Raw genomic sequence first — 16,871 nt, 5'->3', positions numbered from 1 at the left:
CATGCCTTTAGATAATGATTTAGATAAAGTATTAATCATCGGATCAGGTCCAACTTTAGTCGGTAAAGTATCCGAAACTGATTTATTAGTTGAAGACGCTATTAATGCACTTTTTGAAGAAGATATTCAAGTTGTTTTAGTCAATCCTAACCCTGCAACTATTTCTACTGATAAAAAACCCGGCTTAACCGTATATCTTGAACCAATGACCTTGGAATTTCTCAAAAGAATAATTCGCATGGAAGAACCAAATGCCATTATCTCTGCTTACGGCTCTACAACTGGTTTAAAAGTTACCCGGGAACTTGTTCAAGATGGTATTCTGAGTCAAATGGGAGTGCGCTTGTTAACTTTAAACAAACGCACTTTGGCAATTGACAATCATCAAAAAATGAACGCTTTTCTGACAGAAAATCAGATTGAGGCCAGCAAATATTGGAATCTAACTGATTTCGATGCAATTAATTTGCAAAAACAACTGGAAGAGTCCGTTCACTTTCCTGTGATGCTTATCAAACAAAATGATTCAGTGCTTAACCAAAAAATTATTTTTAATAATATTACTGATCTAAACGAATATTTACAAAAAGAAAAACGACTGGAAAATTTTTCGTTTGGCAATTATCACTTAGCAGAAGACTTATCTTCTTGGGACGAAATAATTGCCAATATTATTCGTGATGGCTCAGGGAATACACTTTTTACTAATCTAGCAGATACTATTGAGTCTGTAGCTATTAATGCCGGTGATTCGGCGGCTGTAATGCCAGCCTTGACCCTTAACAATGACCAAGTACAAATGATTCGGACAATTGCCAAAAAAATAGCAGATAGTCTGCAAATAGTAGGAATTCTTAATATACATTTCGCCGTTAAACACGAAGGTACTAAATTTGCTGTCAAAGTTTTATCGATAAAGCCCAGACTAACGCGTAGTGCTATTTGGTCTAAGAGGATAGGACTGTATAGTTTGGGTTATATTGTTTGTAAAATTGCACTCGGTTATCGTTTAGATGAAATTAAAGATCCATTATCAGGACTTAATGCTGCAATCGAACCAACCTTAGACAAAGTAGCCATTAGGATGCCATTTTGGTCATTAACGCAATCTGGTAGCAATCATTACAAATTAGGCAGCAGAATGCAGGCGAGTGGGGAAGCTATTGGTTTAGGTACAAATTTTGAATCTGCTTTTTTAAAAGGTCTGGCTTCAACAGTAAATATAAAAATGTCACTAAGCGTTTTGCAGGCGGAAAAAGCTAAGGATAAATCAGAAATTATTTCTGATCTAAAAGAACCTGATGAGTTACATTTACTTAAGCTACTCGCTGCAATTGCAAAAGGTTTTAGTTATCAAGAATTACATGAAATTGTTCATATTCATCCAGTATATTTCCAAAAGCTGTTTCATATAGTTGAAATTGGTCATAAATTAGTAAATGAGCACTTAACCGATGAATTATTAATTGAAGCCAAAAAGAGGGGGTTTCGTAATCTTTTAATTGCTAACTTATCTATGATCAGTGTGGATGCGATTGAAAAAAGACTTGTAAAAATACATTTAAAACCCGCCTTCCAGCAAATTGATGGCACTGCGGGAACCATTAAGCCATTAGTTAAAGCATATTATAGTTCATTTGGAGTTCAAGACGAAAGCCAAGTTTTGACTGCCTCTAAAAAGGTTTTAATAATTGGAATGCTGCCATCACAAGTGTCAGTTACGAGTGAATTCGACTACATGATAAGTCATGCAATTGATACTTTACATAATAATAATTATGACATTATTTTACTTTCAAATAACGATGAATCAGTTGCTATTAGCTACAAAAGAGTAGCTAAAGTTTATTTTGAGCCAATTACAGTTGAAAGTATTCTTCAAATTGCCAAGAAAGAAAAAATCAAAGATGTTTTAATACAGTTTTCTGGTAAAGAAATGAATGCTCTGCGTAAGAAACTTATCGAAAACGGTCTGAATATTTTAGGTAACAAGGATGTTAATCCTAAAGATCGCATAAAACAGGCGTTAAATAAACCAGTAAAAAATTTAAGTCAAAACAAACTCTTAACGACTGTTAATAAAAGTGCTGCTCAGAAGTTCATTAAAGAACACGGATTTCCAATTTTAATTGGTGGTTTTAATAATTTGGGAGTAAAGCAAAAATCGGCTGTCGTTTATGATTTACCAGCCTTAAAAAAATATTTAAAAGAAAATCAGCTTTCTAAGGTAAGCTTATCTCATTTTATTGAGGGAAATAAATATGAGATAACTGCCATTTCAGATGGAAAAAATGTAACCCTTCCAGGTATCATTGAGCACTTGGAACAAACAGGTTCACATGCGTCAGATTCAATAGCTGTTTTTAAACCACAAAACTTATCCAAAACGGCCAAGAAATTATTAACTGAATTTACTATTGCACTAGTTAAGCGTATCAATATGCGTGGTATTTTTACTTTACATTTCTTAATTGTTGATAAGAAAGTATATTTATTACAAATTAAGCCTTATGCCGGCCATAATATTGCTTTTCTTTCCAAGGCTCTTGGTAAGGATATTACCAAATGTGCGACAGAAGTTTTAATCGGAAAGTCTTTGCCTGAATTGGGATACAAAAGTGGATTATGGCGTTCAAATAGCTTTATATTTGTTAAAATGCCAGTCTTTTCTTATATTAATTATCAAAGCGAAAATACGTTCGATTCTAAAATGAAGTCTTCTGGTTCTGTTATGGGCAGGGATACCGAACTCGCAAAGGCCTTATACAAAGGGTATGAAGCTAGTGGTTTAAAAATACCAAATTATGGAATAATTTTTATATCTGTGCGTGACGAAGATAAGAAAAAAGTTACAGAATTGGCTCAAAGATTTTATCGGTTAGGCTTTAAAATAATTGCAACCGAGGGCACGGCTAATGAACTGGCAGAAGCCGGTATTACAACTGGAATAGTGTCAAAAATTAGTCATGGCTCTCGCAGCTTATTAGACAAGATTCGCCAGCATAAGATTGATATGGTAATAAATATTACAAATTTATCTGATTCCGCTAGTGATGATGCAACTAGAATACGCGATGAGGCTTTGAATCAGAACATACCAGTGTTTTCAAGTATCGAAACTACTGAACTTATTTTAAGTGTTTTAGAGTCTTTATCATTAACCACTCAGCCGATTTAAAAAACGAGGATGAAGAAATCATCCTCGCTTTTTAATTTATTCTCTTCGATAATACCCTGGTTTTTTCAGGGGTTACTTCAATTGAATTTTGACCAGTATAAATTACAAAGCCTGGCTTTGCTCCATTTGGTTTTTTGACACGTTTATCTTGAACATAATCGACTTGTACGTGCGCAGAATTTTTAGCTTTAGAGAAATATGCGGCAATTTCAGCTGTTTCTCGAATGTCCTCATCTGTCGCCTCAGCTGATTGCAAAATCACGTGTGAGCCCGGAATATTTTTAACATGAAACCAAATATCAGTTTTATTGGCCTTTTTTAAAGTTAGCCAGTCATTTTGCAAATTATTCTTGCCAACTAAAACAGTTTTACCCGAAGATATACGAAATTTATTCAGATTTTTTTCGGTAATTTTCTTTTTCCGTTTTGGTTTTTGGGGCTTCTTCAAATATCCCTGGTTCATTAACTCTTCAGTAATTTGATCGATATCTTGCGGTTCAGCATTATCAATTGCAGTCTGAACAGAATCAAAATAATCTAAGTTATCCTGAGCAATAGATATTTGCTCTTTAACGTGTTTAATAGAATCACGTAATTTTTTATATTTAGTGAAATATTTCTGCGCATTACGGGCCGGAGAAAGGGCAACATCAAGTTTAATTTTTAATGGGCGATTATTATCATAATAATTTGGCAAAGAAACCTCTGCCATCCCTGGCTTAACTTGCGATAAATTTGCGTTAAGTATTTCTCCTTGTATCCTGTATCCTTCAGAATTTTCTGCCTGTTCTAGCTGCTTTTTGAGCTTAACAATTTTTTTGGTTAATTTTTTGTACTCATTTTTGATTAGCCGCTCAATTTGAGCTGACTTTTGCCGTACCCAATCTTGATTTGACTGATACTCGTAAAACTCATCTAAAGCATGATTAATATCCGGATCAGCACTTTCTTTTGTCAGGTTAAGATGGTAGGGTAGGTAGGGAAAAATCTTACGTTTATTTTTTGGCGTTTTTAATATAAAAGCGCCTTTTTTATTAAACTGATCCATAAAAGTTTTAAAGGACGAATAAGAAAAATCATCTTCCAAATAACCAGTGAGCTCCTGACGATCGTCACGATCCAGGCCACCAATTTGACTGGCAAAATCTACTGGATCAGAATGCATAGTTTTTTCTTTAAACTCTTTTTCTGTTACTTCAAAGCCGTTTATTCCAGATATTAAGGGCGGTAATTCATATTTTGCTTTAGGTAAAAGCAGCCGCACTCTGTTTTCATCTGGATTAATCCGTTTAAGCAAATCGATTATATGTCCACTTTTTTGATCATAAAGTATGACATTACTATGTCGTCCCATTAATTCTAAAGATAAAACTAACTGAACTTGATCTCCCAGCTCATTACGATTACTAAAATTGAAATTTACTATGCGGTCCACACCCAGCTGTTCAATCTCTTTTAATACTGAGCCTTCCAAATATTTGCGCAGTACCATGACAAAAGTAGGAGCCTTATCAGGATTGGCAATAGTCTGGCTAGTTATGTAAAACCGAGGGTATTGCGCATTTGCTGATAGTAACAACTGAATATTTTTGCGCTCTTTTCTAAAAGTTAATACTAAATCTTGTTCAAATGGTTGGTATATTTTTGAAAGCCGACCATTGATTATTTTTGGCTTAACACTATTTAAAAGACTATGTATGAATAAGCCGTCAAAAGCCATAATTATCACCTCAAAACACGCTTACTATTATATCAATTATTAAACAATTTGTATTCGCTTTAGGCAGATTTTATGATTAAATCTTAAAAAAGAGTACTACTAATCATATATTAATTATAAATCTACTTTTTAAAGCAGCTATTGCAAAAAACTGATATACTGGTAATATAGATTTAAAGTTATTAATATAAATATTTATAAGCAAAAAATAATAGTAAATAATATTACTATACAGGTAACCCAATTGTTTCACAAACTAATTTTCTTTGGGAAAACATATGGACTTTTTAAATACATGCTTATAAGTTATTTTGGTTTTTATCAGAAAAGGTAGTTAAATGGATGTTTTATCTTTTAGCACAATTGCGGGAAATATAAAAAACGAAATAAATAGAAAATGTGGCTTAAATTTATCACAAACTAGAATTTTGCTATATTTCGATCAAAATAACAATACAGCTTTAAAAATGGGAGATTTAGCTGACAATTTAAAAATTTCGTTATCTACATTGAGTAGACAATTACAGCAGAAGAAAACAGTTAGTTTTATTACAGTTAAAAGATCTGAGAAAGATTCAAGCAAAATTGTTTTGTTAAATGAAACAGGACTTCAAAAAATTATCCAATTAAAACAAGTATTAAAAGAGATAGAAGAATCCTTGTTGCAAGGTCTTAGCAAACAAGAAGTAGCAACTTTTAACCACATCTTCAGTGAGTTATTACAAAGAAGTGAAAAATAATTTGTTCTACTAGTTGATGGTCGAAACACTTATTTTTTTATGCTATAATTCTTGTATGTTGTACAGACAAAAGCGAAAGGTAAGTTAGATGAAGATTGCTTTAGTTACTGATAGTACCAGCGCCATAACAAAACAAGAGGCGGAAAAAAACAATATTATTGTTATTTCTATTCCCATAATCATAGGTCAAAAAGAGTACTTAGAAAATGTTGATATTACTTCTGATCAGCTTTTTAAAATGCAAAGAGAGGGAGCTGATTTTCCTAAGACTTCTCAACCAAGTAGCGGTGATTTAATTCGTCTTTTTGATCGCTTACATGACGAAGGGTATGAAGCTATTATCGCAATTACACTTTCAAGCGGAATTTCAGGTTTTTATCAGACACTTTGTAATATATCGGAAAACAATCCCAAATATAATCTACATGCTATAGATTCAAGGATGACAGTTCGTCTGCAGGGAAATTTGGTTTTAGCTGCAGCCAGAATGATAAAGAATGGTCTTGACCTTGATACCATTCTGGTAAAATTAGATAAAATCAAATCAACCATTGATGAGATTTTTGTAGTCAATGATTTAAAAAATCTGAGTCGTGGGGGACGTTTAAGCAATGCCACTGCTTTTATCGGATCCATGCTGAACATCAAGCCACTGCTTACTTTTAAAGATGGCGATATTGTGGCATTTGATAAGATTCGATCAATGAAACGGGCTTTTATCAAAATTAAAAGTTTAACAGTGGAAAAGATTGATAAGTTGCCTTATAAAGACAAAATTAAACTTTTTATCATTGATTCTAATGATAAAAGTCAAGTTGAAGAAGCAGAGGACTTTTTAAAGAAAAAGTTTCCTAAACAAAATATTTCAGTAACGAAGTTTAGTCCCGTTATTGCGACACATTTGGGAGAAAAATCTTTTGCTATTGGCTGGATGATAGATATTGATAAAATTGATTTAACAAAGTAAGGGCAACCTTTGAAAGGTTGCTCTTTTGCTAAGAAATTGGGGCTTTTTATGAAAAAATTAGACCAACTTTCAAGGTGGGCAATAGAACTACAAAGTATTGCTCAAGATGGTATTGAATACGGCCACGATCGTTTTGATAGAGAAAGATACCAGCAGATAAGAGAAATTGCCACAAAGATGATGGCTGCTAAAACTGGTGAGCCGATTGATGTGGTTAAGGGGTTATTTAGTAGTGATGATGGCTATCAAACCCCTAAAGTATCTACCAGAGCAGCAATTTTTAATAACCAAAAAATTTTGCTGGTGAAAGAGTCTACCGACAATTTATGGTCAATGCCTGGCGGGTGGTGTGAGCCAAATATGACGGTTAAAGCAAATTGTATAAAGGAGGCAGAAGAAGAATCTGGACATAGAATTGCGGTTGAGCAAATTATTGCCGTAAATAACCATTCAACTAACATTTATGATAATAAACGAGTTGAACGCGATATCAATGTGTGCAATGTTATTTTTCTCTGCAGAGATTTAGGAGGAAAGTTTGTCAATAATACTGAAACTGAAAAATGCTCGTTCTTTGACTTTGATAATCTGCCAGCTTTGTCAGTACCACGAAACTCTTTAGCAGAAATAAAAATGTGCTTTGAGGCTAATCAAAGTTCAAATTGGCAGACAAGATTCGAATAACCAAAAAAGCAAGCACTATTATGCTTGCTTTTTACTATTGTTTTTATCAGCTTCAGTAATCTCATTCAAGGCAGCTCTTTGCTTTTTTTGATCGACGTGAGTATATAAATCAGTTGCTGAAGTTCCTTTTTGTCCCAGCTGCTGGGCAACCAAAACCTGGTCTTTAGTCACATCATATAATTCAGAAGCCACAGTATGGCGCAATTTATGAGGGGTAAGTGGATGTCCAAAGGCAGCTGAATATTTATTAACCATCTTTTCAATTGCACTGGCAGTAATTCTTCTTGTTTTATTGTGCCACCGTGTAAGAAAAAATGCTGCATCTTTTTTTGAGGCTGAATAGCGTTCCTGGCGAATCTTTTTATATCCTTTGATATAAATTATTGTCCATTCGGCAATTGGAACGCTGTCTCTTTGACCACCTTTACGTGTTACGTCCAACGTAGCCTTTCTAAAATTAATGTCAGAAACATCAATTCCTGCACATTCTGAGACCCTTATCCCTGTTCCCAAAATTAATGCAATAATTGCCATATCACGTTCTTTATTAACTTTAAAACCCGGTAGAGCATGTTTATTGCATTGAAGTTCGTATTTAGTAGCAATAAAGTCTAGAAACTGGTATTTTAATTTGCCGGTATACATGTGTGATTCAAGGACATGTGCACGGTAGTTCAGCGTTTCTGTATTATTGAGTGAATCAATTTTAAGCATTACATTTCGTTCAAAATATGGCTGACCATTAATATTATCAGCGGTTATGGTTAAAAACTTAAACAAGGACCTTAACGCATTTATGGAACGATTGATAGTAGTGGGGGAGTTAAGATTACCCTGCTTATTTTTGACGTGACCCAAATAGTTAATATAAAGCATAATGTCATTACGCTGCAGTTTGGCCAAAGTTTCGGTTTCAATTTTTTGATTATTTTTAGCCTGTGAAATGCCTTCTTGGCGCAGCCAGTCAAAGAAACGTCTGATTTCTGTTAAATATTGATAGGATGTAGCTAAAGAATGACTGGTACCAAAGTTATAATCTTTGACAAAATCCGGCATTTTTTTCAATTCATCATCGATTAGATCTAAGTATCTTTTTGTTTCCACGTAGCAAAATTCTCCTGACTGAAATAATTATGTATTCTATTATAAAGCAAAATCAGAATGTATGTTTGTCTTTTTTATTCTTGGTTACCTTAAAGAAAGGGGAAAAATCAAACAGATAGTCGCTCAAGTACATTTATCGCACAGATTTTTGAACTGCGGTTTAATTTGCTAGAAATTAAGAGGGTGATTTGTTAAATATTATTTAGTTGTTTAAGCCTGATAATTAATTACTAAAAATAGAGTGTTCAGATCAAAATTATAGAGCATTAGGAGAGAAAACCAGGTAATTGGAGCTAGCTGCAGCTTACTTTAAAAGAGGGGAAACAGCTTTATTTTTAAGCTATACATTAACATATTTAAAGCAACAATTTAAAATATCTCGTTTAAAAACTTACGCGCTAATTGCTAACTTTGTGTGAGCGTTAGAGTCTGATATAAAGAAAATTTTGACTGCAATACTTCCTTTATTTGCTTTCATTAAAACTATAATTTTAATGAAAGCAATAAAATAAATGTAACACCAAATTACTATTTCCAGTAAATCGCACACTTTCTTTATACCAATTAAAAAGACACTAAACTTACCACTTACATTAACGATTCACACTTATGATGATTTGCCACTTAATACATAAACTTTTACGATTTAGAACTAGTTGTTTCTATATTAAATTTTGTGAATTCAAAGATGGAAATCTATCTATGTAAGAAAAATTTAAATTACTACTGAGATAATTAATTGCTGTTAAATGATCAGTTAATTTTAAAAGACTCTAAATACTTGTGTCAACATAAATATTTTAACCAATGTATTTGTTGATTAACCCTCTATCCTGAATTTTTAATATAACTTTACATAATATATATTATACGAAGTTGTATATTACTACTGCAGTATGATGAAATATATCAAACCTAAATCACCCGCTTGAACTCAAACAAAAATTACTTGATATTCAAAAGTTGCCAAAAGTTTTCTGATAAAGACTGACAGTGTATTTTTGATTTAGATAGAAACTTCAGTTTTAATTTTAATTTACAATATAAGAATTATGCGAACAGATATAAAATACTACCCCAAAATATAGTTAAACTATACGTCATTAATTTCTATATTCAAAATAACTAGCATAAATATGGAAAAATATAAATAAAAGCGCTTTCTAGGTTTTATAAATATATAAACCCAATTAGTTGTTCTCTTTTTTAAACAAGCGCCTTTCTACTCGCAGACTTGGCAAGCGAAAGCAGTCTTTAATATAATATTTGCCACTCTTTCCTTTTTCACTTTAAGGTTATTAATTGGTGCTTTTTTATTTTATTTTCTCAAAAAATAGCTTACAATACTATGTGGGGTATAGTTTAAAACATTTAGTTTGAGTTTAATTTTGCTAAAAGCAAGTGTTTTATTCATTATTTTTTTATTTTAATGTTTAATTCTATAATTAATCTGTTATTATAGAATATGGATTTATTTTTTTGAAAGGGTTGAATTTATTCCATGAGTATAAATTTAGGAAAAGAAATATGTCGCAGGCGACGTGAACAGAAATTAACCCAGGAGGATCTCGCTGAATTAAGCGATTTATCGGTCAATTTTATTTCCCGTCTTGAGCGTACCAAAAACCAGAATATTAGTATTCAAAAGCTTGACTCCATTGCCAGAGCCTTAAATACAACTACACCAGATATTATTATGAATGCCTATCGCTTTAAAGAAGTTAAAGTTGAAAATCATCAAGATAATACTCCAGTATTTATTAAGAAGGTTCTTAATGAACTTAGAAAAATGTCACCTGACAAAGCTGAAAGAGTATGCAAATCATTCATCATTTTGGCTAAGGAAATTAACAAAGATTAAAAAAACACGAAATAGATTTTCTCTATTTCGTGTTTTTTAAATTACTTAAAAGCTTCAGTTAACGGTGGCACAACCTGTTTCTTTCTTGAAACAACACCTGGCAAGCTAATTTCAGAATCCTTAACCTCACCAAATGCCTTTTCAAATGAAGCCAAAGCCTCATCTGAACCTATAACTAATGCAGTTGAATCTGAGTCAAGTACATTAGTTATAAGCAGCATGAATAAATCGTAGCCTTCAGACTTGGCTGAATCGCTCATTGTCTTTAAGAAAGCCTCTTTACGTTCCAAAGCCTCTGGTAAGTCAACTACATTGATTTGAGCAACCCGAACGTTCTTACCGTTCAAATCAAATGATTTAGCATCTAAATCAATTAATTCTTCTTCCGATTTACTTGCTATATTAGTACCAGCCTTCAATTCTTCCAAACCATATTTTTGGTAATCCACATTAGCAATTTCTGAAAGTTCTTGAACGGCCTTTTTATCTCTCTCAGTAGTAGTGGGCGATTTTAGCAATAATGTGTCTGATATTATTGCAGAGAGCATAATTCCAGCAATATTTTGGGGAATTTCCACCTTAAAATGCTTGTACAGTCCAAACATAATCGTACTGGTGCAACCTACAGGTTCTGCAAGATAAAACAGAGGCATACTTGTATTAAAATTCATAATTCTATGATGGTCAACCACATGAGTTACAGTTACTTTATCAATATCGGAAACGCTTTGCTGCGGTTCATTATGATCGACTAGCATTACCTTCTGCACTTCATTAGCAGCTGTTTTAATAACTCTTGGTGCTTCAAAACCAAATTTCTTTAACGCAAAGGCTGTCTCATCGTTAGGCTCACCTAAAGCAACCGCTTCTGTATTGTAGCCTAATTTATTTTGCAAATATGAATAAGCAATTGCAGTTCCTATGGCATCTGTATCTGGATTTTGATGACCAAAAACTAATTCTTTTTCCATTTAACTTTCCCCTGTTTCTTTTAAATTTTTTACTTATCTTCTAGTTTACCTAATAAAACCTTTTCTTCCCAGTAAAATGTAAATTTTAGTTTAAATAATTTATTATGTCTTAGCACATGTATGAAGAATTATGCTTGCAAAAACTTTTTAAATTCGGCTAAAAAGTTTTCAATCCGAGGAACTTCTCTCTTACCCTTGCGATAAATAATTGATGTTGTAAATTTGGGAACACCTTTTAAAAATACTGGTGTTAAATCAATTTCGTCTTGGTGGAGCTGATAATATGATTCACCTACAACTGTCTCATAATCAGTTTCCTGCGCTGTATCAACCATTTGCTTGGTTGAAGTAAAGGTTAAAGGAACATTTAACCCGTTTTTAGCATTTAATTTAGAGCCTAATTTATCTTTTAACAATTGAGTTAAGTAAAAACTATCCGGATAAAGTACCCAATTTTTTCCTAAGAATTTGGAAACTGGGTATGCCTTTTTTGCCTTAAATTTAGAATTGTGTGTCAAAATTGTCAATCTCTCTTGTGTGACTTTCATTCGTTCATACTGATTCTGAATATTGGATTGACTTTTCTTAGCAGTTTCAGGAACATAAAGCAACCCTAAATCAATTAAATTATTATCAAGATTATACCAAAGATCTTTCCGGTTAAAATAAGAGACACTAATAGTTATATTCGGAAACTTTTGGTTAAACTCAATCAAAAACCGTCTGAGGAGATCAGAATCAACACTTTCTAAAACACCGATTGCAATATTACCCTTATCAGACTGAGTAAATTCTTGAATATCACTAACCACAGAATTAATGGTTCCAAGCAATTGAATCGCTCCAGTTTGCAATTGCTTACCCGCTTCCGTTAGGTAAAGCTTTTTGCCCATCTGCCCAAATAACGGTGTTCCAATTGCATGCTCGATTTTCTTAATTTGTTGAGTTAAAGCCGGTTGAGTAATGCCCAGGATCTGGGCTGCCTGGGTATAATTCATAGTATCAATTAATTGCAAAAAATAATGTAAGGACTTGGTTGAGAGTATTGTATCTGTTTTAGGCATAAAATTATTCCTTCTATCTTAACAATAATATGGCTCTATATATATGCTATTATCAATCAAAAACCCCCTTGTGTCAAAGTATTATTGTAATTCAATAAAGCACTTTCACAATTTATTGATATCATTAAATAAACTAAAATTAATTATTGCTTAATGGCCTACTTAGTTTTATATTAACTGGCTCCCCGTCACTAGTAGTATCAATCACAAATGAACCATTCGAATATCTATCACCTAACGGATAAGCACTAGTTAAGATCTTTATATGCCTCTTACTCTTAGTGGTTACAATCAGAGTATGGTCTTGCCCATAAGACGTAACTGCAACAATGCGGTGAGGTTTAGTTTTAAGTTCTCTTAATACAAGTACTCCTCGTTTAGCCCGTGATACTTTATTTACTAAATCAGCTTTAAATTGTTTAAATGCTCCCCTTTGTGTAATGATTCCAACATGAACCAGGTCAAGATAGTCAGGATTTATTAAGATATATGAAATGACATAGTCCGCAGGCTTCAGATTGACAGACTTTACTCCAAACGATTTGGCGCCAGATTCTGGAATTTCTGCCAAATTATAGCGAATAGCATATGCGTTATGAGTAAATAAAATTATTTCGTCATTACTGTTACTCTTAACTAAATCAACGCGGACGACCATACTGTCTGGTTTTTTCATTTTTAGCGCTGTAATTGCTCGTGAACGATAAGTTCTTGTAGGTTGCAAATTACTTAATTGTAATTGTTTGATATAGCCATCGTTGGTAGCAAGTAAAAAGTTGACACTTTGCTTTAAATTGTCAAAGTCAAATACACGAATAATGTTTTCATCCTCATTTAAACCAATTTCTTGAGACAAATGTTGGCCAGTTTCCTTCCACTTTGCCTCAACTAGTTCATTTACTGGACGGTAAATGACATTTCCCCGACTGGTAAAAAGATATAAATTGGTTAAAGTAGATACTGTTTTTTCAAATACTACATCATCCCCGCTTGGCAAGCCGTTATCCTCATCATCACTTGACTGCCAGGAACGAATAGAAGATCTTTTCAAGTAGCCATCGCGACTTATCAACACACGTACCTGTTCATCGGCTACTAGAGCTTTTTCATCAATTTGGATCTTAGCATTTGCAGAAGAAATTTCGGTCCTTCTTGGATTACCAAATTCTTTTTTAACAAGTGATAGTTCTTTAACTATTTCCTTTTCCAAAGTTTTGTTATTAGATAAAAGCTCCTTAAAACGAGCTATCTTTTCGCTTAATTCCGTTTGCTCTTTAACTAAAGCATCTACATCGGTATTAGTAAGTCTATATAGTTGCAAAGAAACAATTGCTTCTGCTTGTCGAGCTGAAAATTCAAATTCATTAGACAAATTTTTCTTAGCTTCGGTCTTATTCTTTGATGCCCGAATGACTTTGATAACTTGATCTAAAATGTCCATGGCATGAATCAAGCCCTGGATAATTTCCAGACGTTCTTCAGCTTTATTTAAATCATACTTAGTTCTTTTGGTAACTACTTCTTTTTCATGTTCTAAGTATGAAGACAAGATATGCTTTAAACCAACCTGCATTGGCGTCATGTGATCAATCGCAACCATATTGAAATTATAGGAAACCTGCAGTTCAGTATTTTTAAAGAGATAATTTAAAATATTTTGTGCATCGGCGCCCTTTTTCAATTCGACTACAATTGACAAACCATGACGGTCAGTTTCATCCCGAACCTCAGCTATACCATCAATTTCTCTGTTAAGCCGAATCTCATCCATTTTTTTAACTAACAGTGCTTTATTAACAGCAAAAGGAATTTCCGTAATTACAATTTCCTCACGGTGCCCTCTTATTTCTTGAATAGAAGATTTAGCTCTTACCTGAATACGGCCACGTCCTGTTTCATAAGCTTCACGCAAGCCTTTTTCACCCAGAACGATGGCACCAGTTGGAAAATCAGGACCTTTGACAAATTGCATCAGATCGTCAAGAGTGGCATTAGGATTTTTTAACAAATAGATAGTGGCATCAATTACTTCGGTTAAATTATGTGGTGGTATTTCCGTGGCGTAACCCGCTGAAATACCGGTAGAACCATTAACTAGTAAATTGGGAAAACGTACCGGCAAAACGGTGGGCTCATATTCGGTATCGTCAAAATTCAGGACCATATTGACTGTATTTTTATCAATATCCTGCAGTAACATGTTAGATATTTTACTCAAACGAGATTCAGTATAACGCATAGCTGCGGGGCCATCCCCGTCCATTGAGCCGTTATTACCATGCATTTCAATTAATGGCTCACGCATTTTCCAATCTTGTGAGAGGTGGACTAAAGCTCCATAAATTGAACTGTCACCATGAGGGTGAAAATTACCCATAATATTACCCACAGCTTTAGCTGCTTTTTTAAATGGTTTGTCGTAAGTATTGTTATCTTGGAACATGGCATAAAGGATTCTTCTTTGCACGGGTTTTAACCCGTCACGAATATCCGGTAAGGCCCGTTCCTGAATAATGTATTTGGAATATCTTCCAAAACGTTCACCCATGACCTGCTCAAGCGGCATTTCACGAATTCGTTCTTTTGTAGCCATTAATTAAAAACCTCTTTTATTCATTTTCTTCTTCTAAAATTGAAGTGTTATCGCCTAATCTAAACTTAACATTTTCTTCAATCCATTTTCGTCTGGCTCCAGCCTTATCTCCCATTAATGTGGTAACGCGCCGTTCTGCCAAAGCAGCATCATCGATTTTGACCCGAATAAGCAGTCTGGTTTCCGGATCCATAGTTGTTTGCCATAATTGCTCGGCATTCATTTCTCCCAGTCCCTTAAATCGCTGTAAAGTATAACCGCGACCCATTTTCTTTTCAGCGGCAGCAAGCTCTTCATCGGTCCAGGAATATTGCACTTGAGCCTTTTTACCACGACCTTTTTGCAGACGATAAAGAGGAGGCAGAGCAATATAAACTTTACCATGTTCAATCATTGGCCTCATATAACGGTAGAAAAAGGTTAACAACAAAATCTGAATATGGGCACCATCATCATCGGCGTCCGTCATGATAATTACCTTATCGTAATTGGAATCTTCCACGTTAAATTCAGCTCCGACTCCGGCGCCGATAGTGTAGATCATGGTGTTAATCTCTTCATTCTTAAAGATATCTTGGAGCTTGGCCTTTTGGGTATTCAAAACTTTACCACGTAAAGGCAAGATAGCCTGAAACTTACGGTCTCTACCTTGTTTTGCGGAACCACCAGCTGAGTCACCCTCAACCAAAAATAATTCGTTCTTTTTGGGGTTGCGTGATTGTGCTGGAGTTAACTTACCTGAAAGCACTTCTTTTTTGCGCCGTTTTTTACCATTTCGACTTTCATTGCGCGCTTTTTTGGCAGCTTCACGAGCATCCCTTGCTCTTTGCGCCTTTTTTACCAGCTCTTGAGCCAGCTCACCTTTTTCCATTAGGTAGTAAGACATTTTTTCATAGACAATCGCATCAACTACAGATCTTGCTTGCGGAGTGCCTAATTTACCTTTAGTCTGCCCTTCAAACTCCAATAGCTCTTCTGGAATCTTAACTGATAAAACCGCGCTTAAGCCCTCACGATAATCCGACCCGTCAATATTTTTATCTTTTTTCCCTAACAAGCCTTGTTTCTTGGCATAATCGTTAAAAGCACGCGTAAAGCCACTACGAGCTCCTACTTCATGAGTACCACCGTCTGAAGTGCGCACATTATTAACAAAAGAAACCAGATTTTCTGAGTAGCTGTCACTGTATTGACCGCTAAACTCAACTTCAATTTCATCTTGTTTTCCGGAAAAATAAAAAACATCGCTTAAAGAATCTTTACCCTCATTGAGATATGAGACAAAAGCTTTAATGCCATCATCATATTTAAAGTCATCATGATGTTCGGGTTCACGTTCGTCAGTTAAAACAAAGCGTACGCCCTTTAACAGAAAAGCAGACTCTCTGATGCGCTCTTGAATAGTTTCATACTTATATCTGATTGTTGAAAAAATTTTCTCATCAGGTTTAAAAGTAATGGTAGTGCCTGTCGGCTCTTTAGTTTTACCCAAACATTTTAAAGTTCCAACTGGATGACCACCATCTTTGAACTCTTCTTCATAAGCAGTGCCTTCTCGCACAACTTTCACGTCCATATAACTGGAAAGAGCATTAACCACAGAGGATCCAACCCCATGAAGTCCACCTGAAGTTTTGTAGTTTTGCTCGGTAAACTTACCCCCAGCATGTAAAACGGTTAAGATGACTTCGATAGTGGGCTTACCCGATTTATGCATTCCAGTAGGCATACCCCGGCCAAAGTCACGAACCGTCACACTGTTATCTTTATGAATCGTCACGTCAATTTCGTTACCGAATCCGGCCATTGCTTCATCAACCGAGTTATCTACAATTTCGTAGACTAGCTGGTTTAAGCCATGCACATCAGTCGACCCAATGTACATTCCCGGCCGTTTACGCACGGCTTCCAGACCATGAAGAATCTGAATTGATGAGTCATCATAAGAATTTATTTTTTTATTTGTTTTAACCAAATAGACTCCTCCAG

At 34.4% G+C, this 16,871-nt stretch carries 11 protein-coding genes; 5 read left to right on the top strand and 6 right to left on the bottom strand.

The genetic code is table 11. The features are described from left to right. The first annotated feature begins 1 nt into the window (after position 1). Positions 2-3,178, top strand: coding sequence for a carbamoyl phosphate synthase large subunit (locus F5ESL0259_RS04205; RefSeq protein WP_122037577.1), 3,177 nt, complete (start codon positions 2-4; stop codon positions 3,176-3,178). A gap of 31 nt (positions 3,179-3,209) precedes the next feature. Here the strand turns inward: F5ESL0259_RS04205 and F5ESL0259_RS04200 are convergent, their stop codons facing one another. Beyond that, positions 3,210-4,898 carry an NFACT family protein gene (locus F5ESL0259_RS04200; RefSeq protein ID WP_110446078.1) on the bottom strand — a complete coding sequence of 563 codons (1,689 nt, stop codon included), beginning with the start codon at positions 4,896-4,898 and terminating at the stop codon, positions 3,210-3,212. A gap of 338 nt (positions 4,899-5,236) precedes the next feature. On the opposite strand from F5ESL0259_RS04200, the gene F5ESL0259_RS04195 reads away from it, so the two are divergent. From F5ESL0259_RS04195 to F5ESL0259_RS04185, 3 genes are all read left to right on the top strand, one after another. Further along, positions 5,237-5,638 carry a MarR family winged helix-turn-helix transcriptional regulator gene (locus F5ESL0259_RS04195; RefSeq protein ID WP_174794452.1) on the top strand — a complete coding sequence of 134 codons (402 nt, stop codon included), beginning with the start codon at positions 5,237-5,239 and terminating at the stop codon, positions 5,636-5,638. An 88-nt stretch (positions 5,639-5,726) separates the two neighbouring features. Further along, positions 5,727-6,605, top strand: a complete 879-nt coding sequence (locus F5ESL0259_RS04190) for a DegV family protein (protein WP_122037576.1) — start codon at positions 5,727-5,729, stop codon at positions 6,603-6,605. Between the two features lie 48 nt (positions 6,606-6,653). Beyond that, the gene (locus F5ESL0259_RS04185) at positions 6,654-7,289 is read left to right on the top strand and encodes an NUDIX hydrolase N-terminal domain-containing protein (RefSeq protein ID WP_122037575.1); all 636 of its coding nucleotides are present in this window, start codon (positions 6,654-6,656) and stop codon (positions 7,287-7,289) included. 18 nt (positions 7,290-7,307) lie between these two features. Here the strand turns inward: F5ESL0259_RS04185 and xerS are convergent, their stop codons facing one another. Continuing rightward, positions 7,308-8,393: a tyrosine recombinase XerS gene (gene xerS, locus F5ESL0259_RS04180; RefSeq protein ID WP_110446075.1), complete on the bottom strand. Its 1,086-nt coding sequence runs from the start codon at positions 8,391-8,393 to the stop codon at positions 7,308-7,310. A 1,501-nt stretch (positions 8,394-9,894) separates the two neighbouring features. Here xerS and F5ESL0259_RS04175 point away from each other — a divergent pair. Then, complete coding sequence (locus F5ESL0259_RS04175; RefSeq protein ID WP_034979176.1) at positions 9,895-10,254, top strand: helix-turn-helix domain-containing protein; 360 nt, start codon at positions 9,895-9,897, stop codon at positions 10,252-10,254. Positions 10,255-10,295: 41 nt separating this feature from the next. Here F5ESL0259_RS04175 and F5ESL0259_RS04170 read toward each other — a convergent pair whose 3' ends face one another. From F5ESL0259_RS04170 to parE, 4 genes are all read right to left on the bottom strand, one after another. Next, entirely contained in the window at positions 10,296-11,225 is a 930-nt protein-coding gene (locus tag F5ESL0259_RS04170; RefSeq protein WP_122037574.1) for a manganese-dependent inorganic pyrophosphatase, read from the bottom strand. Positions 11,226-11,353: 128 nt separating this feature from the next. After that, the gene (locus tag F5ESL0259_RS04165) at positions 11,354-12,289 is read right to left on the bottom strand and encodes a LysR family transcriptional regulator (protein ID WP_122037573.1); all 936 of its coding nucleotides are present in this window, start codon (positions 12,287-12,289) and stop codon (positions 11,354-11,356) included. 139 nt (positions 12,290-12,428) lie between these two features. Then, a complete protein-coding gene (parC, locus tag F5ESL0259_RS04160; RefSeq protein ID WP_122037572.1) occupies positions 12,429-14,882 on the bottom strand; it encodes a DNA topoisomerase IV subunit A in 2,454 nt (817 codons plus the stop codon). A gap of 16 nt (positions 14,883-14,898) precedes the next feature. After that, positions 14,899-16,857, bottom strand: coding sequence for a DNA topoisomerase IV subunit B (gene parE, locus F5ESL0259_RS04155; RefSeq protein ID WP_194240777.1), 1,959 nt, complete (start codon positions 16,855-16,857; stop codon positions 14,899-14,901). Positions 16,858-16,871: the final 14 nt, after the last annotated feature.

The sequence above is a fragment of the Lactobacillus sp. ESL0259 genome (assembly GCF_003693045.1).
In the GTDB taxonomy this organism is placed as follows: Bacteria; Bacillota; Bacilli; order Lactobacillales; family Lactobacillaceae; genus Lactobacillus; species Lactobacillus melliventris.
Note: the sequence above shows the minus strand (reverse complement) of the source record. Positions and strands in the feature narration are given on the sequence as shown.